Here is a 25,993-nt window from a genome sequence, read left to right on the forward strand (position 1 = left end):
TTTTTTGATAAAAATACACAAAAACCCCGAATCATGGGGCTTTTTTTAAGTGTCCATGATTCGGGGTACAGTTCATTTTTATAGAAGAGTCTTTTTTATTTAACTTCGCTTTTTTTAATGATATATCTCGCTAACTTTTTTAATTCTCTATAGTTCGGATACACTTTATTTATTTTACAAATGTATCGGACATCCACTCATAAAACTTTTCCTTCTCTTCAAATTGCGGATAATGCGCGGATTTTTCAAAATTAATAAATTCTTTTTTCTCTGCTTCAATTGTATTAAAATATGTTTTTGCTGCATGAGATGAAGTGTTATAGTCATATTTCCCCATAAGGAAATAAAACGGTAGCTTCAGTTTCGTCACCTTAGTAGGCAATGGATTCTTTAAATCCTTTTCTAATAAGATTGTTTGAGATTTTGATAATCCAACGTTATAACGAATTACGTCGAACAAGTTATATTCATTACTGAGTAACATTCCGATGTTATCACCATCTGGATTTTCAATGCGTCTTGATGTTCCACCATATTTCGCAACATAATTTCGCGGAGTGTATGTATCGCCATTTTTAATTTTTTCAGTCAATCCATTAAAATAGGAAACTTCATCTGTATTCCCAGCACTTTGTGCCTGTTCAATTACATAGTTTAAACTATCCATTTCACTTTCTACTGTATCACTCATCTGCCCTATCCCAACATACGCTTCGTATTTTTCAGGTGCTTTATTAGCAGCTTGCATTCCGATATATGTACCGTAAGAATGACCAATTAATATTACCTTTTCTTTTCCCATACGTTTTGAAATATACTCTGTCATAGCTAATAAATCCTCTACAAGAAGATCTGATGTAAGATTTGAATAGTCCTCAAAGAAATGATACGATTTCCCGCTTCCTCTTTGATCATAATTAACTACGGTGAATTTCTCTTCCAATAATTTTTGATACTTTTGAGCATATGGTATTTCTGAAGTACCTGGTCCACCATGTACAAAAATAATTACCGGATTGTTCTTATCTTTGCCGCGTATCATAATTTCATGACCACTTCCATTTATCTCTACTTGCTCTAATGTACTTATACTATTTTCCCTATTTATTTGCGAGGTCCATGTAGGAAATACTAGCGCTACCATTAGTGTGAGTGTAGTTATGACTCCAATAAATGTTATTAATTTTTTTATCTTCTTCATAAGACGCATCCTTTCTTATAAATTTGTAAAAATAACAATTTAATTCTATAAAACTACATTATTAATATCCTATACACTTCTTAACATTCCGCTATATAAACTCTTAATATTTTCTTAATTTTCAATACATTAATCGTAGAAAAACTTGATCACTGGTATTACAAATATAGAAAAAAAGCCCTTGTTTTCAAACAAGGACTCTTTTCATAAACTACTTAGCTACCTCTTCTTTCGGCATTACCATACCTTTATAAAGTTGAACAGTTATCCAGTAATAGATGAAATAAATGACTAAGAAAATCCCAATTGGCACCCACACTTTTACAAACGGGTCAACTAATATGAAGCTAAATAAGTTTAGCCCTACTAACACGTGGGAAATTCCAATAACCGCTGGGAAGATAAATAAATATGAAATTTCTTTATATATACTTTTTGTTAACATACTACGTCTCACACCAATTTTTCGTAACATTTCATAACGTCGTACGTCACGAGAAGCACCTGTTAATATTTTGAACATAAGGGAACTTGCCATCATTGCTAAAAATGCAATTCCGAGGAAAAATCCCATAAACATTGTTCCGCTCATGAAGCTGTTCATAAATTGATAAATTGTCATTTTCGTAAATAAGTCTACTTTTGCACCTGTTGCTTTTTCAATTTGTTCTTTTTGTCTCTTATCTATATCAATCAACAACGGTTTATATTTTTTCATATCGTCTACTTTTGCTAATGTTACAGTGTGTTCTGTTCCTTGAATTCCTTTATAATGTGCTTCATCTGCAATTCTTACAGGTTTTCCGTTAAATTGATTATGTGTAATTTGTATTTCTCTTACAATTGCATCTTCCCAATCTCTCGGCATACGAGGAAATTTTGCTAATTCAGGAGACTCTAAAGCAGAATATACTGGTTCAGTTAAAGGTTCAGTCACACGTTTACGAACAGGCTCTTTTAAGGTTTTTGTATCAAAGTGGTCTGAAACAAGTGGCGGTTTCGCAGTTAAATCGTTACGTAAGTAATAAACCGCTTCTCCATCAACTTTATACTTGTACTGGCTTTCTTCAACAATTTCCATTTCTTTTAATGCAGCTGTATCTTGTTCATTTGGATCATGAATTACGACATCATATACACGTGAGAAGTCTGTCATAATACCTACATTTTTTTGGAATGCCATACCTGCAGTCATCGCACCTGCGCCCAATGCAATTAACATTGCTACAGTACCTAGTACTCTCGATAAGCTATTCACTCGGAAACGTAGCTGTGCATATGTAAAACTATTTAAGCCTGTTTCATTTCGTTTTTTATTCCCTTTAATTTTCATCACAAAAAATGGGAGCAATGAACTAAAGATAAAATATGTTCCAAGTGTTGTAACGATTGTTGCTATTATAAAACCGAGTTCAGCAAACGTTTTTATATTTATCATAAAATAGTATCCTGTACTTACTAGTAATACACCAAGTACAGTCATTATAATAATGCGAGTTTTACTTTTCTTCACTTCATCTAGTGTTTCATCTTCACGTATTAATTCTAGTTCTGTTTTTCGTAATAAACGGATACTATTCATTAAACCAGTAATAAAAAATAGTATTACGAAGAAAATAGCTGTAACTAAGATTGCTGGTGTATATACAGATGAATAACTACCTTTTGCTGAAATTTCCATACCATTCATTAAAAAATTTCCTGCTACACTTGCAAGTAACATCCCTACTAAAATTCCTATAATAATACTAACAATACCCATACCGAATGTTTCAATAAATAATAACTGTGCTACTTTTTTCTTTTTCGCTCCGAGCATCATGTACATACCGAGTTCTTTTCTTCTTAATGTGAGTAAGAAAGAATTGGCATATATAATATAAAATACAGTAATGAAAGATAATAGTATGGCACCTACCCAAAATACGAGTCTAATACTACTAATGAGACTATTATCTTTCGTAAATTCACTATTCATCGCCATCGTTTGGAACATGTAGAAAATACTAATGCTAATAACGAGACCGATAAGTAAAACCATATAATCTTTTAACATTTTTTTCATACTATGACGTGATAATTTGAATAACATAGTCTCACCCCCTACTTAGACTCTGCAGCTGAGCCCATATGAGCAAGCACACCTAATATATCTTGATAGAAATCTTCTCGCGTTCCTTGACGCTTTAACTCTTTATATAGAAGACCATCTTGAATAAATAATATACGCTCACAATAACTTGCACTAAATGCATCGTGTGTAACCATCAAAATACTTACATTGTGATTTTCATGTAAATCTTGCATCGCTTCTAATAAGCTTTTTGCATTTTTACTATCAAGCGCTCCTGTCGGTTCATCTGCTAATACGATTGCTGGATTATGTACTAAAGCTCGTGCTGCCGCTGTTCTTTGCTTTTGTCCACCAGAAACAGCAGTTGGATATTTTGTTAAAATTTCAGTAATCCCTAATTTCTTCGCCACCTCATTTACCTTTCCAGTAATCTCACTTGAAGGTACACCTTGCAGAGAAAGTGGTAAAGCAATATTTTCATAAATTGATAAGTTTTCTAGTAAGTTAAAATCTTGAAAGATGAACCCTAATTTTTGAGATCGAAAATCTGATAATGCATTCCCCTTCATAGAAGTAATATTTGTACCAGCTATTGTCACACTACCACCTGTCGCTTGATCCAATGTACTAATCACATTCAATAAAGTTGTTTTTCCAGATCCAGAAGGACCCATAATCCCGACAAATTCCCCTTCTTTAATATTTAATGACACACCCCTTAATGCTTTTGACTGATTCTCATTTCTTTTCCCATACGTTTTTTCTACACTTTCTACAGTAACTACATTTGTTGACATCTCTTTCACTCCATCCCTTTTGTATAAATTTAATTTCTCACACATTTCTTATCTTTTTCTCATGTAAATTCTTAATAATTTTTTAATTATTCTAACTAAAAAGGTTATACAGATAACATAAACCTATTTCCTACTTCATATTCTCATCTTTCTACAACTCGTTCCTTCGATTTCGCTTACATTTACCTTACATTTTTGTAAGGTAAACAAGAAAACACACCAATTTTTAATGGTGTGTTTTCTTTACACTCAATATCCTCTATTCTTTATTTCCTCTTCAATACTTGAGACAAATACATCTAGCGCAACAACTTCTGACTTCTCTCCTCCATATTTACGTACATTCACAGCTCCGTTCTCCAGTTCCTTATCCCCAATAACAAGTACATAAGGAATTTTTTGCATTTGTGCTTCTCTAATTTTATATCCTAATTTTTCATCTCGTACATCTCGTTCGACACGAACACCAGCTTGTGCTAATTTATCCGCAACCTCATCTGCGTATTGTACATGGACTGCATTCGAAACTGGAATGACCTTCACTTGAACTGGCGCCACCCATGCCGGGAATGCACCTCCAAAGTGCTCAATTAATATTGCTAAGAAACGATCTAAAGATCCTAATACTGCCCTATGAATGACAACTGGTCTTTTCTTTTCATTCTTCTCATCTATATAATTTAAATCAAATTTCTCTGGCATTTGGAAATCAAGCTGGATTGTTCCGCACTGGTGACTTCTATTTAAAGCATCTTTAATATGGAAGTCAATTTTTGGTCCGTAAAATGCACCGTCACCTTCATTTAGTCTATATTTATAATTCAATGAATGTAATACATTTGCTAACGCCGATTCTGCTTGTTCCCACAACTTATCATCGCCCATTGAATCTTCTGGACGTGTAGAAAGCTCTACTTCATACTGGAATCCAAAAGTTTTATATACGTAATCAATTTGCGCCATTACGGATTTAATTTCATCTTCAATTTGTTCTGGAGTTACAAATAAATGAGCATCATCTTGGCAAAAAGTACGAACTCTTAATAGTCCATTTAATGCACCGCTAAATTCATGTCGATGCACTTGACCGAACTCACACATACGGATTGGCAATTCGCGATAAGAGTGTAATTTATTTTTGAACATTAACATATGACCAGGACAGTTCATTGGCTTTAATGCAAAGCTCTTATTATCTACTTCTGAGAAATACATGTTGTCCTTGTAATGTCCCCAGTGTCCTGATTTCTCCCACAACTCTTGGTTCATCATAAACGGAGTACGTACTTCTTGATACTTATACTCTTTTTGAATTTCTCTTAAAAATGCTTCTAACTCATTTCGGATAATTTGACCTTTCGGTAAATAAAACGGCATTCCCGGAGCCTCTTCAGAAAACATAAATAACTCAAGCTCACTACCTAATTTACGATGATTTCTTTTTGCTGCTTCTTCAACGAAATGTAAATACTCTTCTAATTCTTTTTGAGAAGCGAACGCAACACCATATATGCGCTGAAGCACTTGGTTATTACTATCACCTCGCCAATATGCACCGGAAACGTGAGTTAATTGAAATGCTTTCAAATAACCTGTAGATGGTAAATGTGGTCCTCTACATAAATCTACAAATTCACCTTGTTTATATAGTGTTACACTTTCCCCACTAGGAATTGCTTCTAAAAGTTCTAATTTCAAGCGGTCGTTCATTTCTTGAAACAGTTTAGCTGCTTCTTCTCGAGAAACCTCAACTCGTTCTATCTTTATATTTTCATTTATGATTTTTTTCATTTCTTTTTGGATTTTCCGTAAATCTTCTATGTTTACACTACTTGGAAGATCCATATCATAATAAAATCCATTTTCAATAACAGGCCCTACTCCAAGATTTATATCACCATACAATCTTTTTACAGCTTGCGCTAAAATATGTGCCGCGGAGTGTCTTGCAATTTCTACACCTTCATCTGAATCTATAGTAATGATTTCTACTTCCGCATTTTCTTCAATATTTCGGCGTAAATCATATAACCCATCATTTACTTTCCCCGCAACTGCTTTCTTTTTTAAACTATTGCTAATGGATCCCGCAATTTCTTCTAAAGTAATTCCTTTTACAAATTCTTTCACACTACCATCTGGAAATTTAATTTCAATCATTTGTTCTTTCATTTTTCATCTCTCCATTTCATAATAAAAAGCACACTCATCCCTAAAATAGGGACGAGCGTGCTTATACCCGTGGTTCCACCCAGATTCCCATCATAAAAAACATAATGGCTTCATTTACGGTAACGTCGTTTACACGGCACTAGATACTTCATTTCCCCAGTGCAGCTCTAAGGTGGTAAGTTATTTTTCTGCGTTAGGAAGTTCTCAGCTTTCCTTCCTTCTCTGTATAACCGGGGAAAATAACTCGTGTCCTTTTCTTCGCTTATTATGAAATTGAATGCAAAAAAGCATATTCATCCCTAAAATAGGGACGAATATGCTTATATCCGTGGTTCCACCCAGATTCCCATCACAAAAAACATAATGGCTTCTTTTGCGATAACGTCGCTTACACGGCACTAGATACTTCGTTTCCCTAGTGCAGCTCTAAGGTGGTAAGTTATTTTTCTGCGTTAGGAAGTTCTCAGCTTTCCTTCCTTCTCTGTATAACCGGGGAAAATAACTCGTGTCCTTTTCTTTGCTTTTTTTAATACATCCATTAATTGTTATTTACTATATCTTATTCATTTTATTTTTGCAAGTGTTTGGAAAAGATTTTTTATTTAATAAAAAAAGAAACCAAAAAATGTTTTTGGTTTCTCCTTCTCAATTTTACCAATCTTGTGGTTCATAATTTAAGTCTGCAAATAGACGTCGTTTCTCTTTCTTCGTTAAATCTCTCCACTGTCCAACAGGTAAATTATTCAATTCGATATTCATAATTCTCGTACGTTTTAACGTGTATACTTGATAACCTAAAGCTTCACACATACGACGAATTTGGCGATTCAACCCTTGTGTTAAAATAATTTTGAACTCATATTTTGATAACTGTGTGATCTCACAAGGAAGTGTTTTTGTACCTAGAATTTTAACACCCGCTGCCATTTTTTCTAAGAAATCAGGTGTAATTGGCTTATCTACTGAAACGATATATTCTTTCTCATGTTTGTTTTCAGCACGTAAAATTTCATTAACGATATCACCATCATTCGTTAACAAAATTAAACCGTCTGAGTCTTTATCAAGACGTCCAATATGGCTAATTCGTAAAGGGTGATTCACTAAATCGATAATATTACCTTTTACTGATTTTTCACTCGTACATGTAATACCTACTGGTTTATTTAAAGCGATATATACGTGATCTCGAGCAATACGAAGTTGCTCTCCATTTACACGTACATCATCACCTGGATTCACTTGGTCACCAATTTTTGCAACCTTACCGTTAATAATTACTCTTCTCTCATTAATTAATTTATCTGCTCCGCGTCGAGACGCTTTTCCAGCTTCACTAATAAATTTATTGATACGCAAATTAGGCACATCCTTTTCTAAAAAAATTTCAAGCTCACACTGCTTCTACCTTACAATACAAAAGGGTAAGCCTCCTATTATAACTTAAATATATTAACATGAAAGGGTATATAACGTCTTCTATTAATTTCTTGTTTATAAGAATTATCTTTATTATACATTCATTTATGCACTTTTTCTGTGCTTAATATACAAGCCATTCTTCCTTACATATAGCTTGTTTACCTCTTATATCTTCTATATCTTCATGAATATTAGCTAGTTTATACAACTCAGGGAAAATCTCTTCTACATAATTTTGATGCGCCATTCCATCTTTCCAATAAGTTAACACTATGTAACGATTTTCATTTTTTAAAGACTTCCCAACAACGCCAGCTAACATTCCTTTTGCTTTTTCCATCCCTTTATTCCAAATTGTTTCTTGTTTATGTAAAAAATACTTTTCTTTTTCCACTTTAATATCACATATAGCAACTCTTACGAATGATCCCTCTGTAACAACGTCTTTCAGAGGCGTATCAGTTATATCATACAAAGTTTGAAATAATTCAATTTCACATGAAAGAAACGTATCCTCTTGATTACTATTTAAATAAATTGTATCGTGGGCACCATTCATAAATGATTGATATGCACTTTTATCTTCCCATAAAGTAAATACACACGCCTCATCTTCATTCCATCCACCAAATTGCCAATGAAATCCATCTAGATGCTGTATATCACACCATTGTTCTTGTGCTTTTGAAAACAATTCCTTTTTCTCTTCTTCTACCTTACAATAGATTGTTTTTAGTAGCATATCTAATTCCCCCTTATCTTACATTCCATTTCTCATCTGCAATACTTTCTACTTTTCCCCTAAACGAACATTATTTTTACTCTCTATTTCTTCAGCTCTTATATATTAAAGAGGACCATTTCATCTCGTATCCTTGTTCAACACGCATATTTATCTTTTTACTTTAAAAGATACGCTGTTAAACATCCATTTGAACTTCCTGTTGCCACGTCTTTCGGAATCCCATAATAGTCTGCAAAATCACGAACATTTAGATCACCTGTTTGTTTACATAACATAATTATATCCTTCTAGTTATCTATAGTATTCAAAAAATCATCCGCTCTTTCTATCAGCCATTCACCAAACGTACTTAAAAATAATAAAATTTCATTTATATCATTTATCGGTTCAATTACATATTGTAATGCCTTTCTCATATTTTTTTCTTGTTCGGGAAAATGCTTACTAAATAATTCATAGGCAGGATATAAGTCTCTGGAGTAAAGTCCTTCTCTCTCAATTGTCAATGCTAGACCTGACCTGATTATTATCTTCATAATCCAACGGCAACAATCCACAATATCATCCACGCCTTTATTATGAATTAATTCTTCGCGTGCTTGTCCAATTTGTTTCCGCAATTGAATAAGGTGTTCATAGGCTAACTCCTCACTTACTTTATATTTAGGTAAAGACAATGTTACATCTTGACCAAATATACATACTCCATGTGTCTGTATCATAAAGCTTATAAAAGAAAAACTCTTGGAATTTATCACTTCTTTTTCACTGTAAAAACTCAATTCCACTCCTGTTATACAATTAAACTTTTGCAAACTTTGAACTTCTAGTTTCTTTCGCCAGCTTAAGTCTATTAATTTAGGATCCTTTCGTACTACTATAATCACATCTATATCTGCAATTCCTTCAATTCCAATCCCTCTTGGAATTGAGCCTCTTATATAAACACTGTGTAAATCATCCTGTAGCAATTCACAACAAGTATTTTTTATTTCTTGTATTACCTCCATAAATATAGGTTGAACTTTTTCAATATGTGCATCATTTATAATATATCCTTCATCATCAGTAGGACAAAAACGACCTATCTTTTTTATATTTGGCAATTTATTATCTCATCTCCATACTAAATATTATTTTATTCTATACACATAGTAATTATAATTTAAATAATTCAGAATTAAAAATCAAAAGAGATAGAAAGTAAACAATTCTACAATATCATTCACTTCCTATCTCTTTTATTATCAATTATTTTTCAAATATATAATACGTAATTTCTCCTGGGTAATGTAATATCTTTACCTTTCTTTCCACTTTTTAAAACTAACAGTATACCCGCTTTCCCCTCCGCTCCACTTACCAGTGTAATAAGCATTACACTCATATATTTATACTCCTCTTCCTTATCATCATTAATATGAATTACTGACATTAGCACTGGAAAATCTTTAATTTTAGATTCTTTATTCATAAATATGAATGCAATTAAACCAACTAATAATACAGTCATTGAAATATTTGAAACTAGTTTTCTTCTATTCATTTTCACTAAAACTCCTATTTTCTCTACTTTAAACAACATTATTGTTATATATTATAATTATAAGTTTTTAAATTTTGGAGGCGTTACATATTGCAAAAATTACTTTTTACTAAATGGACAGTTTTTATTTCTATTCTCATCATTTTCGGTACAATTTTCTACGTTACGAATGGTAAAAATAACACCGAAAAAGCCCCTGTAGAAACAGCGGATACAAAAACTTTCAAAACGAAATTACAGCCTAAAATTAATGAATTGACTACTAATTATAATGATATTATCGAAAAGGATTGGTTGCCTGCCTGGGAAGAGATTAACACGAACGGTGATTCAGTAGACAGAGATAAACTATTTGTTACAATGAATGCTGTTTCCAAACAATATGAAAACATTATGAATGAAATAGACATTTTGAAAATTAAAGAAAATATATCGGAAGTACAAATACAAGAACAACTTCTTTATTTCACAACTGAATTTAAGGCTGCTTCTAAATTTATGAAAAACGCGGCAGATTTAATTATAGATGGAGCCACTAACTCTACTCTAAACAGTGCAACAATTGAAAATACGAAACATGCTTTAGGGCTTGCGGATCAACATATTGTTATTGCTTTATCTACTTTAACTGAAGTTGAAGAGAAATTAGGACTTTCGAAAAAATAGAATTCTTTACTATTTTAAAATAAAAAATGATTGCATTTCACTAATAGTATATCTATAATATTTTTATTGATCTTATACACATTCAATGCGTATAGGTTATTAATTTTATAATTCGGATGAACCATTCAGGAGAAGGTCTATTGATCTACCGACGGGGCAAAAAGTTGTTAACCGACTTTGAAACTCTCAGGTCTTGTTTACAAGTAGAACTGCATGGGGACGAATCTCTGGAGAGACTCCCTCTCGCTTTATATAGCGTAGAGGAAAACGAGCACCGAAGGAGCAAATCCGCTACTATAGCGGATAATCTCTCAGGTAAAAGGACAGAGACAAGCGAAAGAAAATGCCGATTTGTATCGGTTTATTTTTCTATCCCTTGTTTCTCCAGAGACCATTTCATTTACTTGAAGTGGTTTTTATTTTTTCTAAAAAAGGAGAATAAAGATGGAGACAGTAAGTAAAGTATTAGAACAAATCAATCACTATGTGTGGGGATTACCAACGTTGTTGTTACTCGTTGGTACTGGTATCATTCTCACAGTGCGTTTAAAAGGTTTACAGTTTAGTAAACTATTATACGCTCACAAACTAGCTTTTAAAAAATCAGAAGATACATCTTCCTCCGGAGATATTAGCCACTTCCAAGCACTTATGACAGCTATGGCGGCAACGATCGGTATGGGAAATATAGCTGGTGTTGCAACTGCTGTGACGATCGGTGGACCTGGTGCCATCTTTTGGATGTGGATTACTGCTTTGTTCGGTATGGCAACAAAGTATGCCGAAGCAATTCTTGCGGTGAAATACCGTGTTAGTAATGAAAATGGTGAATATTCAGGTGGGCCAATGTACTATTTAGAACGTGGTTTAGGTAAGAAATGGCTTGCAGTTTTATTCGCTATATTCGGTACAACTGCTTCTTTCGGTATCGGGAATATGGTGCAATCTAATTCAGTTGCAGAGGCAATGCGAATTAATTTCTCTTTCCCTCCTGCTTTAACTGGTATAGTAATGTCATTTTTAATCGCTATCGTTATTTTAGGCGGTGTAAAAAAAATCGGGAAAGTAACAGGATATGTTGTTCCTATTAAAGCTTTCTTTTATATCATTGCTGGTCTTATTATTATTTTCTATCACTACGATCAAATTCCAGAAGCATTTTCACTTATTTTTTCTGGTGCATTTAGCGGTACTGCAGCTGCTGGTGGTTTTATCGGTGCAACAGTTGCATCAGCTATTCAAATTGGAATGGCGCGCGGCGTATTTGCGAACGAAGCTGGTTTAGGGAGTGCCCCTATTGCCGCGGCGGCTGCAAAAACTGATTCCCCTGCAAAGCAAGCTTTAGTTTCAATGACTGGTACTTTTCTAGATACGTTTATTGTATGTACAATTACAGGGCTAGTATTAATTACAACAGGCGCATGGAAGTCTGGTAAAACTGGCGTTGAAGCTACAACACTTGCGTTCCAATCTGTATTCGGTACTGCTGGTAGTATGATTCTTGGTATCGCAATTATTTTATTCGCCTACTCTACTATTTTAGGCTGGTCGTATTACGGTGAGAAATGCGTGGCTTATTTATTTGGAGAACGTGCTGTTAAATATTATAAAGCAATCTTTATTGTCATGATTGCTATTGGTGCGAATTTAAAATTAGGCATCGTATGGACATTTGCGGATATTGCAAATGGACTTATGGCGATTCCAAACTTAATTGGTCTTATTGGGTTAAGTGGTATTGTTGTTGCTGAAACGAATCGCTTTTTACAAGCAGAGAAATTGAAAGAAAATAATAAAAAACAGGCAAGTTAATCTATGAAAAAAGGAATGACTCATACATGATGAGCATTCCTTTTTTCATCCCCTCTTTTACTTTATTACTATCATTAAAAATATATTTATATCAATGTTTACTCCTTTTTATTCCTCCAAAAGTTTTTCACATAAATGTCATAAATCGTATGGTCTAACTATATAGTTGAAAAGGAATGCGACATTAAAGTGTCGCTGAAAAACTCATCCAAGAAAAGGGAGGAAAAATCTTTTGAAAAACAAAATCATTGTTTTCCTATCTGTTTTATCATTTATTATTGGTGGTTTCTTCTTTAACACGAATACTTCAAGTGCTGAAACATCATCTACTGATTACGTTCCTAACCAATTAATCGTTAAGTTCAAGCAAAATGCATCTTTAAGTAATGTGCAATCTTTTCATAAATCTGTCGGAGCTAATGTCTTATCTAAAGATGATAAGTTAGGTTTTGAAGTCGTTCAATTTTCAAAAGGTACTGTAAAAGAAAAAATAAAAAGTTATAAAAATAATCCAGATGTAGAATATGCGGAGCCTAACTATTACGTTCATGCATTTTGGACTCCGAACGATCCTTATTTTAATAATCAATACGGATTACAAAAAATTCAAGCCCCGCAAGCTTGGGATAGTCAAAGAAGCGATTCTGGTGTAAAAGTGGCTATTATTGATACAGGAGTTCAAGGATCACATCCCGATTTAGCTTCTAAAGTTATTTACGGACATGATTATGTTGATAATGACAATATCTCTGATGATGGCAATGGACACGGTACACACTGTGCAGGAATTACTGGGGCACTTACGAATAATGGCGTCGGAATAGCTGGTGTTGCACCACAAGCATCGATTTATGCTGTTCGTGTATTAGACAGTCAAGGAAGTGGTACTCTTGACGCTGTTGCCCAAGGTATTAGAGAAGCTGCAGATTCAGGTGCAAAAGTAATTAGTTTAAGTTTAGGTGCTCCAAATGGTGGTACTGCATTACAACAAGCTGTACAATATGCTTGGAATAAAGGCTCTGTTATTGTTGCAGCTGCTGGGAATGCTGGAAACACAAAAGCTAATTACCCTGCTTATTACAACGAAGTTATTTCAGTCGCTTCTACAGATCAATCAGATAAAAAATCTTCATTCTCTACTTATGGTAGCTGGGTAGATGTTGCAGCTCCAGGATCAAATATATATTCTACTTATAAAGGAAGCACGTATCAATCATTAAGTGGTACATCTATGGCAACACCTCACGTTGCAGGAGTCGCTGCTCTTTTAGCAAATCAAGGATATAGCAATACACAAATTCGCCAAATTATTGAGTCAACTTCTGATAAAATTAGTGGTACAGGTACGTACTGGAAAAACGGTAGAGTCAATGCATATAAGGCTGTACAATATGCGAAGCAATTACAAGAAAATAAAGCTTCTTAAGAAATAAAGTAAAACTTTAATCAGTTGATCTACTAAAATAGAAGGAGAGACTTCCACAACTAAAGCCTCTCCCTCTCCTTCTTATAAACTATATTACTCTCCCTGCTTTTTAACCATATGTAAATACAGAACAAAATCCATCATTGTCGACGAATGACCAAGTTGACGGATCATCGCTGTTATATTTCCTCTATGATATGTACCATGATTTACAACATGTTGTACTAACTCTAAAATTGAAGTTTCTAATTTTCCTACATATGGATTCTCGATAACAAATACAGCATTCACATCTTGTATTGTACTTAAAAAGTCTTTATATTGATTTGCCATGTTTTCAAACATTTTTTCTAATTCATGTAACGATTTGTTTTCCATTTGTTTTCGTAATTCTTCTCGGCCTTGTATTGCTTCATTCATACTTTTACCATGCAATATGTGTAACCACACTTGATCTGTAATATAAATATGGGCAAACGTATCCTTGATTGATGGAAATACACTCTGCATCTGTTCAGTAAAAATAGTATCATAGTTTGGTAATTCTTTTAGTCGATTGAATAATCGTAGATTAGCCCAAGCATGGTAATCCACTTGTTTTAACATGTACTCTTTCAATCGAAATCGCCTCCTTATTGTATGAAACGAATAGTTTGTTTCTTCATTTCTGATTCTCTATCAGCCTTTACAATTCCTTTTTCTTCAATTTCACGTTTATCTATAGTTTTATATTTTACATGTGTATGAAATTCCGTTTGAAATGGAAACGGTGTAATCCGAATAGTTTCCTCATCTATCCATTCAGCTTGAATAGGTTTCTCCTCTTTACTATTAAACATTTCTGTTCCTTCAAAACCATCTTTAAACAAATCAATTTCCTCTTCCTTTTCTACACCTGGTTTATTCATACAGACATATAAAGAAAGTTCATCGCAAAACTTTAATAATCTATAATGCTTATCGAACATCACAAATTGCTCTTTTGTTAGCGTTGTCAATATTCTTTTTTGTCGTTTCAATTCACCTGCATAAAATGTCATCATCTCTTCATCTTCCTCATTTAATGGAAATGATAAAAAATGCTTACTACAAAGTAATGCTCCGTATGGATTGGAATCTTCAATTTCATTCAAACCAATCGTATAAAAGACAAAGCGTAATGAACTTGGACAATCCATAAATGTATATGGGATATTTTTAGCATCATTCAAAATTGGTACTTTATCAAGTTCTATCCATCCTCTATCATGCTCATATATTGCATCAATTGTCTCTTTTAAATATGTATCATCTTCAAAAAAATCTTCTTTTATATGCTTTGCAATCTCTCCAGCTAAAAAACCATGATCATGTTGACGAATTAATATACTTTCTTTCTCATCCTTTTCACGAAAAATCATCCGTATACTCCCCCTCATCCTCATATTACAGCGTTTTCTATTCATCAATTCTTAATTAATCCCTAATTGTTAGCAGGGATTCAGTTTCTTGCAACGAAATTAACATAACTATATAGCATTCTTTCTAACAATATAAATAGCTTTATCTTTACTATCTATTATACTAAATCATTCATTCCAAAAAATTTTTTTATGAGGTGAAAACATGAACAAAACAGAATTAATTAAAAATGTCGCACAATCAGCTGATATTTCTCAAAAGGATGCTTCTGCAGCTGTACAATCTGTATTTGACACAATTGCTACTGCATTACAGTCTGGCGATAAAGTTCAATTAATCGGCTTTGGAACTTTTGAAGTACGTGAAAGATCTGCTCGTACAGGACGTAATCCACAAACCGGCGAAGAAATTCAAATCGCTGCTGGTAAAGTTCCTGCATTTAAAGCAGGTAAAGAGTTAAAAGAAGCTGTGAAATAAACAAGAAACCAGCCATTTTATAGGCTGGTTTCTTGTTTTAATTTAGTAATTGCTTTATATTTTCTGCATGATACACCTCGCAAATATAAAATATGCATCTGCAGTTACTTACAATTTGATATTTTCTTGTTGGATACACATGCGCCGAAACAGAGCATCCATCGAACAATTCAATAATATTCCCAGAAGGCTGATATCCTTCATATAATACGTTCCTTCTTACTTCCATCTTTTCTATAAGTTTTTCAACTGGAATGTTTCCACTCTCTAGCTCCCTCTTTATTGTATTTGGTAAAAACGAGGTATCCGCAAAAATGAGATTTTCAGATAATACTTTTCCTTTATAACTAATATTGGATACACGGTAAAGAAATGTTCCGTTTTTATCAAAGAAACTCTTTGCTTCTTTCGGGATATACTGTCTATCCAGCACCTCTTGTTCTAGAACATCAAACTGAACTGTATCATTCAATAACTTTTCTAAAGCATGAATAGATGATGTATCTCCAGAAAATAAAATATTTTTAATTGCTTGTACATTATAAGTGAATTCATTTGTTCTATTTTCCGCTACTAGCATGAGGAACACCTCTTCTATAAAATATTTTATTAAACTTATTTATAATTTAAAAGCGCTACTGCATCCAGCTGTATGATTTCGGTGACTTCTTTACTAAATATTGCAATTGAAGCCATATAATCTACACTTGGCCTTAAATCTCTCATCACTGTATTTTCTACTAACTCTTGTCTATCCTTAAAAACTAACAAGTTTGGAGAATCATTTGGAGCTGATATAGTAATATCCACTGGTGGAATCATTAGACCTTCACCTGTCGCTTTGAGCACAGCTTCCTTTCTAGTCCAATATGTTAAAAAACCTTCTATTTTTTGTTCATTAGGTAATTTCATAACTTGCGCTATTTCAATGTCGGTTAATACGCCTTCTGCCATTTTCATAACATCAACATTTGGATTCATTTGTTCAACATCAACGCCTACAGGTGCAGACTTTGTAAATGCAACAACAACCCACTCACCCGAATGTGAAACCGATAACTGCGGCATCCCCTCTGGTAATTGTGGTCTACCATGTTGTAGCTTACATACTGGGCACATTCGATTAATTGGAACTTGAACTGGCGACATAGAAAGCATTTTACCTAGAACTAATCTACTAATTACACAGCCTATTATAAAACGGGCACGATCTGCCGAATGATGATATGAATTTGCTTTTTCTCGTTCAACATCATTTAGTAAATTGTAATGCCATGATTGTAAATCCGAAATTCTTCCCCACCATATTTGACAATCATTCTCATTCAAAATTGGTATAGAATCTACAACTTTACTTTCTATCATGTAAACTCTCTCCTTCTAAATACCCAATGTAGATTTATTCCAAAATAATATTACCAAACTTATTCATTGACAATTTCTTTCTCTTTTTGTAATACAGGTAACGGTTTTTTCTTCTTTTTTGACATTACCTCTTTATCAGAAATACGTAAAGAAAATAGTAATGCTACGAGTAAAAATATTGCTGATCCAATTAATGCTGCTTGATATGGCAATAAATCTGAATGAGTATTATGTTGTACACTGCTATTTCCAAAACCGGCTAGTATACTAGCTAAAACAGCAACTCCTATCGCTGAACCTAATCGATTTTGCACATTAAATATAGTAGTTGCTCTCCCCATAGAAGGCGGCGTTATATTGTTAAATGCAGAAAATTGAACTGCTCCAACTGATTGGCCTAAGAAAATACCTATGCCAAACAATAATACCCGTATTTGCCAAGGGTTCGTATCGTGATTTACAAAACTTAATAAAATAAAGATAATTGCCGTACAAATTAACCCTATAGAAATTACCTTACGAGCTCCTAATTTCTTATATGACCATGGTACGATCTGTGACGATATCATTAATCCAATGGCCTCTGGGAATGTAGTAAGGCCTGATTCCAGTGCGGATACCCCTATTACATTTTGATACATAAGCGGAAAAACAAATAACATTCCTAGTAAACCAGCTGAAGAAAACAATGAAATAAGACTCATTTTTCTAAAGATTGGTTCTTTGAATAAGCGTAAATCTAGCATCGGTTGCTTTACTTTAAGTTCTACAATGATAAACAGTGTAATAAATACAATCCCAGCTATTCCAGTACTTATAACCTCTGTAGAAATCCAGCCTCTTGATGGTCCTTGACTGAGCGCATAGATTAGCATCGCAAACCCTGGTGCTGAAAAAACAAAACCGAGGTAATCAAAGCGACCAGCTGATCTTTCAATATGCTCTTTTAAAAATAGAAGACCGAATAGTAACGCCATAATTCCAAATGGTAAATTAATATAAAATGCCCAGCGCCAAGACATTTGATCTACAAAAAAGCCACCAATAATTGGTCCTACTGCCGGTGCGACAGCAATTGGCAACACAATAAACCGAGAAATTCTCGGCCTTTCCTCTGGTGAAAATGTTCGGAATAACATCGCCATCCCAACTGGTGTTAGAAGCCCCCCACCAGCACCTTGAATAATACGAAAAATATTCAATGAAGTAATATCGTTCGCTATCCCACATAACGCAGATGCGGTTGTAAATACGAAAAGAGCAGTTAGAAATACTCTTTTCGTACCGAATCGATCTCCTAGCCAACCAGAAATCGGCAGGAAAACAGCTAAGCTAACTAAATACCCAACATTAACTGTCCCCATAGCAGATGGTGGCACTTGCAGTTCCTTACTTATCGTTTGTAGTGCTACATTTACAATCGTTGCATCCATAGCAGCCATAAACATCGCTGTTATATATACGATACTTACCACTACTTTTGGATTTATTTTTTCTTTCATTATCGTTTTCCTGCTATTATTTTTTCGTCAGCTTGATTATTTTTTGGATTCAAATCTTTCCAGTTATTCTCAACATATTGTAAGCAATCGTGCCTGCTAGCTTCTTCATGTACGACATTCCACCCAATAGGTACATCAAGAAAGACAGGCCAGAGAGAATACTGGCCCTCCTCATTTATTAATACTTTATATGTGTAATTATCATTTTCAAATGGATTCGTCATACTCTCCCTACCCCTTTCTTATTCTGCAAATATTTCGCTAATACTTGTCCAATTTCCGTAAGTGGCCCTGGTTGACATAAATCTTTATGTCTACAATCAATATCATGTTGCACAATTTGTCCGTCTAAATAATTTAACCATGTATTTGGAGAGATAGGATCAAACCAGTCCGGTATTACAGTAGATCTAAAGAATAAAATATCTCCGTTATAAACTTTCGGTACGTATCTCCCTAACAATCCTACCGAATTTACATATGTTTCTTTCAAATTTAAAATGGTCTCTTCTTCAAGACTTGCTAATGCACTTCCATCTTTACGAAGTATTTCAATCGCACTTTCCATCGTAAGTGGTTTGCCATCCATGTTGTCTGGATCATATCCACCTAGAGCCAGTAGTGCGATTAACGCTTCTTCTTCAGTAGGCGCTTCCGTATTCGGTAGGAAGTGACCAGGATAAGAATCTAGCATAACGAGTAATTCTACTTCTTCCCCTTCATTTTGTAGTTGCGCTGCCATTGCATGCACAACATTTCCTCCGAGCGACCAACCGAGTAAACGATATGGTCCGTGAGGCTGTACTTCACGAACGTGTTTTAAATAATCTGCTGCCATTTCCTCTAAACTTCTTGGAAGTTCTTCATTTTTAGCGATACCACGTGCTTGCACGCCGTAGATTGGATAATCTGTTCCTAAAGATTTCATAAGTCCTGCATAGCACCAACTTAATCCACCTGCTGGGTGTACACAAAATAGTGGCAATTGGTTTCCGCTTGCTCGTAACGGAAGCAACACATCGAGTGCACTTTGTCCATTTCCCACTTCAAGTCTTTCAGCAAGGCCTGCAACAGTAGGTGCTGCAAATAAAGTTCCGATATTTAATTCGATCCCAAGCGCTTCTTTAATACGGCTCATAAGCTGCACTGCAAGGAGTGAATGACCACCTAAATCAAAGAATCCGTCATCAATTCCAATTTGAGGTACACTTAGCACTTCTGTAAACAAGTCACATAACAGTTCTTCTTGCGGTGTTCTTGGTCCACGACTAGAAGATGATGCGATAAATTCTGGAACTGGCAATGCCTTTCTATCTAATTTACCGTTTGGAGTTAAAGGCAACTCATTTACTACTACAAAAGCATATGGAACCATATAATCTGGTAGACTACCACTAGCAAACAGACGCATTTCATTCGTATCAATCGCTTCATTATTTGATGCGACGATATAAGAAACTAATCGTTTATCCCCTGGTTGATCTTCCCGTACAATAACTGCTACTTGCTCAACTGTAGGGTGTTTCATTATGACCGCTTCTATTTCTCCTAATTCAATTCGGAATCCGCGAATTTTTATTTGATGATCTGCACGTCCTATATAATCGAGCGTCCCATCATGACGCCAACGAGCTAAGTCTCCAGTACGATACATTCTTGTACCTAGCTTGCCAAATGGATCTGCAATAAAACGTTCTGCAGTTAAACCTGCCCTTCCTAAATATCCACGAGCAAGCCCTGCACCTGCAACATACATTTCTCCCACTACTCCAGGTGGCACTGGTTGTAAATAATGATCTAATACGTATATTTTAAGGTCAGGTATACTGCACCCAATTAAACTGTTTGCTCGTAAAGAAACGATTGTTTCGTCTAACTCAATATAACTAACATGTACTGTCGTCTCAGTAATACCGTACATATTAATAAGCTTCGGTGCGTCATGAGGATGTCGACTATACCAATCTTCTAATCGACTTAGCTCAAGTGCCTCACCTCCAAAAACAACATATCGTAAAGATAATTTTTGGCCAATCTCTTCATTTTCACGATCTGCTTGCATCAATTGATAGAACGCTGATGGAGTTTGGTTTAAAACAGTTACCTTTTCTTTAACAAGAAGTTGTAAAAATTCTTTCGGCGAGCGACTTACAGTATGTGGAACTACAACTAAACGCCCTCCGTATAATAAAGGTCCCCAAATTTCCCAAACCGAGAAATCAAAAGCATATGAATGGAACATCGTCCACACATCGTTTCCATCAAACTGGAACCAATGATCAGTTGCTCCTAAAAGTCTTACTACATTTTGATAAGGTATCATAACACCTTTCGGTCTACCTGTTGAACCTGATGTATAAATAACGTAAGCAATATGTGATGGAGTTAATGGCTTCACGCGCTCCATTTCATCAATATTGTCTTCACTATGTTTCTCAATTTCTTCTATTACTTTTACATTATCAACTAAAACTTTTAGTGCCTCATTACATTCAATTTCCACTTCTGAATTCGTTAAAACACATGATGGTTTCGCATCGTGTAGCATAAATGAAATACGGTCTGCTGGGTAATCTGGATCTAACGGAAGGTATCCAGCACCAGCTTTAAGAACAGCTAATAAACTTACAACCATGTTTAATGATCTTGGCATCGCTAAAGCAACGAGTTGATCAGGACCAATTCCTTTTGCTATTAGGAATCGAGCTATTTTATTTGCTTTTCTATTTAACTCTTCATAAGTTAATTTCTTATTTTCAAAGACGACAGCAATAGCATTTGGATTTATATGAACCTGTTTTTCAAATAATTGTGATACTGTCATTTCTGGTACAATTTGAAAACCACCATTCCACTTTTCTAACACTGTATTTTTCTCTGCTAAAGTTAATATTTCTAATCTGCCAATGGATTGATCCGGATTTGTCGCCGCATCATCTAATAACAAAATGAATCGTTCTATTAGTTTTTGAACCGTTTCACGTTTATATAAATCGGTACTAAACTCTAGTAATCCATGTAAACCGTTCGGAGTACCATCAACCCCGTTACTCTCACTAATTTCAAATGTTAAATCAAACTTCGCAGAGCCAACACTTTGAATTTCAAGGCTCGCTTCTATATCCGGGACATCAAAGATTGCTTCTGGCGTATTTTGGAAAGCTAACATAACTTGAAATAGCGGATGACTATTTCGAGTACGCACCGGGTTTAACACTTCAACGAGTCGTTCAAATGGAACATCTTGATTTTCATAAGCTGCAAGATTTGCCTCCTTCACTCTATTCAATAATTCTTTAAAACTTGGATCTCCTGAAGTATTTGTACGTAACACTAACGTATTTACAAATAAACCAACAATATCTGAAAGTACATCATCATTTCTTCCAGCAATCGGACTTCCAATTGGTATATCAGTACCTGCACCTAATCTTGTAAATAGCGCACTTAGTCCTGCTTGCAATACCATAAACAAACTAACTCCGTTTTTCCGTGCGAGCTCTACTAACCTACTATGCATACCTGCATCTATATGAAAATGAATGGTTTCTCCTCTGTAACTCGTTTCCATTGGACGCTGATAATCTGTAGGCAACTCCAATTGATCTGGTAATCCCTTTAACTCTTTCTTCCAAAAATCTAATTGTGTTGAAATGAGACTTTCTTGTGTAGTTTCATCCCCTAACAATTGTTGTTGCCAAAGTGCATAATCTGCGTATTGAACCGGAAGTGTCTCTAGCTGTACTTTGTTACCTTGACATCGCGCTTTATACGCCGCTGTAAAATCTCTCGTTAACGGTTGTAATGACCAGCCATCCCCTACAATATGGTGTAATAGAATTAATATTACATGTTCGTTTTCACTCACTGTAAAAAGTTGCAAACGAACTGCTGGTTCAACATCGAGGTTAAAGCTATATCTTACCGCTTCCGCAAGTGCACTTTCTAATTCACCTTTACATGTTTTTGTTTTAATCATTTCTAGATTTAAATTTTCCATATGTAAAATTTCCTGGTAGGAACTACCTAATACGTTAGGGAAAATTGTTCTAAGTGTTTCATGTTTCTCGACTACATCATTAAAGGCACCTTGCAATGCTTCCTCGTTCAACTTTCCAGACAAACGTATAACTAACGGAATATTATAAGTAGGGCTTGGACCTTCTAAACAATTCAAGAACCATAATCTACGTTGTGCAAATGAAAGTGGAACTTCATTTGGTCTTCTTACTTTCTTAATCGCTGGTCTTGCAGTTTTCGCTTGATCCAATTGTTTCGCTAATTCAGCAACAGTTGGCGATTCAAATAGTTTTCCAATTCCTAATTCGACACTTAACATTTCACGAATTCTTGCCATTAAACGCGATGCAAGAAGCGAATGTCCACCCATTTCAAAGAAATTATCATCAATGCTAATGCGAGAAACACTAAGTACTTCTGCAAATAAATGACATAATATTTCTTCTTTCGGATTTCTAGCAACCCTCTCATTGTTCATTCCATTAAAATCAGGAGCAGGTAATTTCTTTCTGTCAACCTTACCATTTGGCGTTAATGGTAATTCTTCTAGCAATACAAATGCTGATGGCACCATATAATTCGCTAAACTTTCTGAAACATAAGAACGAATTTCTGCAAGGTTAATCATTTCCTTATCTTTGGCAACAATATACGCAATGATTCGTTTATCATTGGGACGATCTTCTCGTACCATAACCAATGCTTCCTTAACATTTTCATGTCGTTGTATTACCATTTCGATTTCAGCTAATTCAATTCGGAAACCACGAATTTTAATTTGATAATCTGCGCGGTTCATGTACTCTAAAACACCATCACTGCGCCATTTTACTAGATCACCTGTACGGTACATGCGCTGCCCTGGTTTTCCATAAGGATTTGCAACAAACCGTTCAGCTGTTAACTCTGGTTTTCCTAAATATCCGCTTGCAAGTCCTTCCCCTGCAATATATAATTCACCAATAACTCCAGGTGGAACTGGTTGTAACCCTGCATCCAATACATACACTTCTGTATTGCAAATTGGCTTTCCGATAGGAGGTATCCCCTTTTCACTTTCATCAATGTTCATGAAGGTAGACCAAATCGTCGTTTCAGTTGGTCCATATAAATTAGTTATTGAGCAGCCTAATTCTCTTAATTTATTTGCTAAATGCCCTGGAAGAGCTTCACCACCAACAAGTATATTTAGCCCTTGTAACTTCTCTGGATAATCAGTTACTAACGCCTGCCAAAGCGTCGGTGTAGCCTGCATAATGGTCACTCTTTCTTCATGTAAAAGTGTCGTTAATGCAGAAGGCTCTTGTATGTCTTCCTTTTGCGCAATTGTTAAACTCGCACCACTAATAAGAGGTAAATAAATTTCTAGAGCAGAAATATCAAACGCAAATGTTGTAACTGCTAATAAATGATCATGTTCATGTAACGAAAACTTTTGTTGCATAGCCATTAAAAAGTTACTTAAACCTCTCATAGGAACAATTACACCTTTTGGGTTTCCTGTTGAGCCTGAAGTATATATTGTATAGGCTGAGTTTAAAAGTGATACATCATTCTTACATGCTATATTCATACGAGAAGATGTATGTAATGCTAGTTTCGTTTCTTCATCATCTAATACAATTTTTTTTATATCATTTTTTATAACTAACTTAGATGAAACAGATGAATGTGTTATGATACAAACTGGTTTTGCATCATTTACTATATAATTTATTCGCTCAGCTGGATATTCTGGATCTATTGGTAAATACGCTGCACCAGCCTTTAAAACTGCTAGCATACTAACCACTATTTCCGTTAATCTTGGAAATACTAAAGCTACAAGCTGATTTGGTCGTATTCCTTCTTCTACTAAATAATGTGCTAGTTCATTCGCTCGTTCATTTAGCTCTTTATACGTAAAGTTTACACCGTCACAAGTAATCGCTAGTTTATTTGGAGTTTTTTGCACTTGTTTTTCAAATGATATAGGTAGACTGATTAACTCATCGTCTTCCTTCGTTTCATTCCATTCCAATAAAACTTTATGATTTTCTTCAGGAAGAGTAATATTTATCTTTCCAATCGACTCGTCTTTTTGATAAGCATTTATCATTAATTCTAATAATTGCATAAATCTTTCTTTATGCAATGCTAGCTCCGCACCATTATATACTTCCGGATTCGCATCAAAATGAATCATTAGCTCATTTTGATCAAAACGTTTATATACATTTATCGATAAATCATCCACAGGTCCTGCTGATAAGTTATGCGTAATACCACGGTTCCCACCAAAGTTAAGCCCGTAATCAAAAGGCATAACATTCACTAACGGTCCAAATAATCTTTGATTTTCACCTAATAACTTTAAGTCTCTTCTTAATTCCTCATGACGGTATTTATGATGGCGACGTACATCTTGGATTTCTTTAGAAACTTGCTGTAATAATTCTACGAGAGTTATATTTGGAGTTACAGTAAGACGAAGTGGTACTAAATTCATTACCATACTAGGTGTATGAATAGATGCAGAACCTAGACGCCCCATCATCGGTAAACCTAAAACAATATCATTTTCACCTGTTAATTTATGCATATAAATACTTGTTACAGCGACAATGAATTCCGGCCAACTTGTTAACGAAATATTGATATCTTCTAGTAAAGTTTTTGTACTAGAACTAGATAAACAAGCTGTTTCGCGTAAAAATCCATTTGATGTTCTCGGTGCTCGTTCTGCCAAACTTACAACTTCTGGTTCATCCGCAAATTTTTCTAACCAAAAAGCACGATCTTCCTGAAATTGTTTAGACTCACGATACTCCATATCTTCTTGCACAACTTTTGCAAGAGAGCCAAATGTCTTTTCATTCTTGTTTGTTTCTTCTATAAGTGATGTATACTCATTCGCTACCTTTTGGCTAAGAAGTGAAAATCCATAGCCATCCATCACAATGTGATGGATGCGCTGATACCAAAAGAAACGATTATTTTCAACTTGAATAAGCGCTTCAATAAATAAAGTATCTTTTTTCAAATCGAATGGCATAGATAAATCATTTTTCATCCATGCTTTAGCAGCCTCTTCAGGATTTTCTTCTTTACGAACGTCAATAAAATGCATATGAAACTGTGATTCTTCAATAACTTGCCATGGGCCAATTTCATCTTCTTCGAAACGAACATGAAGTGCCTCAGCTTCCATTACAACTTTACGTACTGCTAATTCGAAAATTTCTTGATTCATATTTCCGTTTATTTCTACATATTCCCCAGTATTATAAATCGGATTAAGTGGATCTAATTGTTGCGCAAACCACATGCCAGACTGCGCAGATGATAACGAATGACGAATCTTTTGACTGTTAGGCATTCTTTACTA

18 protein-coding genes, 1 pseudogene, 1 riboswitch and 2 other annotated features are annotated in these 25,993 nt (G+C 34.7%); of the genes and pseudogenes, 4 read left to right on the plus strand and 15 right to left on the minus strand.

Features of this window, described 5'->3' with window-relative positions; all coding sequences use genetic code 11:
• Positions 1 to 169 precede the first annotated feature (169 nt).
• From PDK19_RS05120 to PDK19_RS05160, 8 genes and pseudogenes are all read right to left on the minus strand, one after another.
• The gene (locus tag PDK19_RS05120; RefSeq protein WP_000721365.1) at positions 170 to 1,201 is read right to left on the minus strand and encodes an alpha/beta hydrolase; all 1,032 of its coding nucleotides are present in this window, start codon (positions 1,199 to 1,201) and stop codon (positions 170 to 172) included.
• 211 nt (positions 1,202 to 1,412) lie between these two features.
• The gene (locus PDK19_RS05125; protein ID WP_000897897.1) at positions 1,413 to 3,293 is read right to left on the minus strand and encodes an FtsX-like permease family protein; all 1,881 of its coding nucleotides are present in this window, start codon (positions 3,291 to 3,293) and stop codon (positions 1,413 to 1,415) included.
• Positions 3,294 to 3,304: 11 nt separating this feature from the next.
• Entirely contained in the window at positions 3,305 to 4,072 is a 768-nt protein-coding gene (locus PDK19_RS05130) for an ABC transporter ATP-binding protein (RefSeq protein ID WP_000106418.1), read from the minus strand.
• Between the two features lie 249 nt (positions 4,073 to 4,321).
• Positions 4,322 to 6,244: a threonine--tRNA ligase gene (gene thrS, locus PDK19_RS05135; RefSeq protein WP_049113122.1), complete on the minus strand. Its 1,923-nt coding sequence runs from the start codon at positions 6,242 to 6,244 to the stop codon at positions 4,322 to 4,324.
• Positions 6,245 to 6,288: 44 nt separating this feature from the next.
• Positions 6,289 to 6,512: a binding site (T-box leader), on the minus strand.
• A gap of 35 nt (positions 6,513 to 6,547) precedes the next feature.
• Positions 6,548 to 6,771: a binding site (T-box leader), on the minus strand.
• Between the two features lie 124 nt (positions 6,772 to 6,895).
• The gene (gene rluF / locus PDK19_RS05140) at positions 6,896 to 7,603 is read right to left on the minus strand and encodes a 23S rRNA pseudouridine(2604) synthase RluF (RefSeq protein ID WP_001222167.1); all 708 of its coding nucleotides are present in this window, start codon (positions 7,601 to 7,603) and stop codon (positions 6,896 to 6,898) included.
• A 184-nt stretch (positions 7,604 to 7,787) separates the two neighbouring features.
• On the minus strand, positions 7,788 to 8,408 hold the full coding sequence (locus PDK19_RS05145) for a YdbC family protein (RefSeq protein WP_014893762.1): 621 nt from the start codon (positions 8,406 to 8,408) through the stop codon (positions 7,788 to 7,790).
• Between the two features lie 290 nt (positions 8,409 to 8,698).
• Positions 8,699 to 9,517 (minus strand): hypothetical protein, encoded by an 819-nt coding sequence (locus tag PDK19_RS05155; RefSeq protein ID WP_001132912.1) that lies wholly within the window; start codon positions 9,515 to 9,517, stop codon positions 8,699 to 8,701.
• Positions 9,518 to 9,662: 145 nt separating this feature from the next.
• Positions 9,663 to 9,996: pseudogene (locus tag PDK19_RS05160) on the minus strand (hypothetical protein).
• A 51-nt stretch (positions 9,997 to 10,047) separates the two neighbouring features.
• On the opposite strand from PDK19_RS05160, the gene PDK19_RS05165 reads away from it, so the two are divergent.
• The 3 genes from PDK19_RS05165 (at position 10,048) to PDK19_RS05175 (ending at position 13,861) form a co-directional block, all read left to right on the plus strand.
• Positions 10,048 to 10,623 carry a hypothetical protein gene (locus PDK19_RS05165; protein WP_049112413.1) on the plus strand — a complete coding sequence of 192 codons (576 nt, stop codon included), beginning with the start codon at positions 10,048 to 10,050 and terminating at the stop codon, positions 10,621 to 10,623.
• Between the two features lie 217 nt (positions 10,624 to 10,840).
• A riboswitch (glycine riboswitch) is annotated at positions 10,841 to 10,960 on the plus strand.
• A 107-nt stretch (positions 10,961 to 11,067) separates the two neighbouring features.
• On the plus strand, positions 11,068 to 12,435 hold the full coding sequence (locus tag PDK19_RS05170; RefSeq protein ID WP_000451026.1) for an alanine/glycine:cation symporter family protein: 1,368 nt from the start codon (positions 11,068 to 11,070) through the stop codon (positions 12,433 to 12,435).
• Between the two features lie 232 nt (positions 12,436 to 12,667).
• A complete protein-coding gene (locus PDK19_RS05175; RefSeq protein WP_000790939.1) occupies positions 12,668 to 13,861 on the plus strand; it encodes a S8 family peptidase in 1,194 nt (397 codons plus the stop codon).
• A 93-nt stretch (positions 13,862 to 13,954) separates the two neighbouring features.
• Here the strand turns inward: PDK19_RS05175 and PDK19_RS05180 are convergent, their stop codons facing one another.
• Both PDK19_RS05180 and PDK19_RS05185 read right to left on the minus strand, forming a co-directional pair.
• Positions 13,955 to 14,479, minus strand: coding sequence for a DinB family protein (locus PDK19_RS05180; protein ID WP_000666444.1), 525 nt, complete (start codon positions 14,477 to 14,479; stop codon positions 13,955 to 13,957).
• Positions 14,480 to 14,493: 14 nt separating this feature from the next.
• Positions 14,494 to 15,261 (minus strand): DUF3891 family protein, encoded by a 768-nt coding sequence (locus PDK19_RS05185; protein WP_014893763.1) that lies wholly within the window; start codon positions 15,259 to 15,261, stop codon positions 14,494 to 14,496.
• A 205-nt stretch (positions 15,262 to 15,466) separates the two neighbouring features.
• On the opposite strand from PDK19_RS05185, the gene PDK19_RS05190 reads away from it, so the two are divergent.
• Positions 15,467 to 15,739 carry an HU family DNA-binding protein gene (locus PDK19_RS05190; RefSeq protein WP_001043907.1) on the plus strand — a complete coding sequence of 91 codons (273 nt, stop codon included), beginning with the start codon at positions 15,467 to 15,469 and terminating at the stop codon, positions 15,737 to 15,739.
• 37 nt (positions 15,740 to 15,776) lie between these two features.
• On the opposite strand, the gene PDK19_RS05195 is transcribed toward PDK19_RS05190, so the two are convergent.
• From PDK19_RS05195 to PDK19_RS05215, 5 genes are read right to left on the minus strand one after another with little or no spacing between them, the layout of a single operon-like run.
• Positions 15,777 to 16,319, minus strand: coding sequence for a hypothetical protein (locus PDK19_RS05195; RefSeq protein ID WP_014893764.1), 543 nt, complete (start codon positions 16,317 to 16,319; stop codon positions 15,777 to 15,779).
• Positions 16,320 to 16,354: 35 nt separating this feature from the next.
• Positions 16,355 to 17,104, minus strand: coding sequence for a 4'-phosphopantetheinyl transferase Sfp (sfp, locus tag PDK19_RS05200; RefSeq protein WP_000572994.1), 750 nt, complete (start codon positions 17,102 to 17,104; stop codon positions 16,355 to 16,357).
• 59 nt (positions 17,105 to 17,163) lie between these two features.
• Positions 17,164 to 18,606 carry an MDR family MFS transporter gene (locus tag PDK19_RS05205; protein WP_000659966.1) on the minus strand — a complete coding sequence of 481 codons (1,443 nt, stop codon included), beginning with the start codon at positions 18,604 to 18,606 and terminating at the stop codon, positions 17,164 to 17,166.
• Positions 18,606 to 18,830, minus strand: coding sequence for an MbtH family protein (locus PDK19_RS05210; RefSeq protein WP_000184062.1), 225 nt, complete (start codon positions 18,828 to 18,830; stop codon positions 18,606 to 18,608). Before PDK19_RS05210 ends, PDK19_RS05205 begins: the two co-directional genes overlap by 1 nt.
• A complete protein-coding gene (locus PDK19_RS05215) occupies positions 18,827 to 25,984 on the minus strand; it encodes a non-ribosomal peptide synthetase (protein ID WP_270706699.1) in 7,158 nt (2,385 codons plus the stop codon). Before PDK19_RS05215 ends, PDK19_RS05210 begins: the two co-directional genes overlap by 4 nt.
• Positions 25,985 to 25,993: the final 9 nt, after the last annotated feature.

Source organism: Bacillus cereus group sp. BcHK124, from assembly GCF_027712065.1.
Taxonomy (GTDB): Bacteria; Bacillota; Bacilli; order Bacillales; family Bacillaceae_G; genus Bacillus_A; species Bacillus_A pacificus.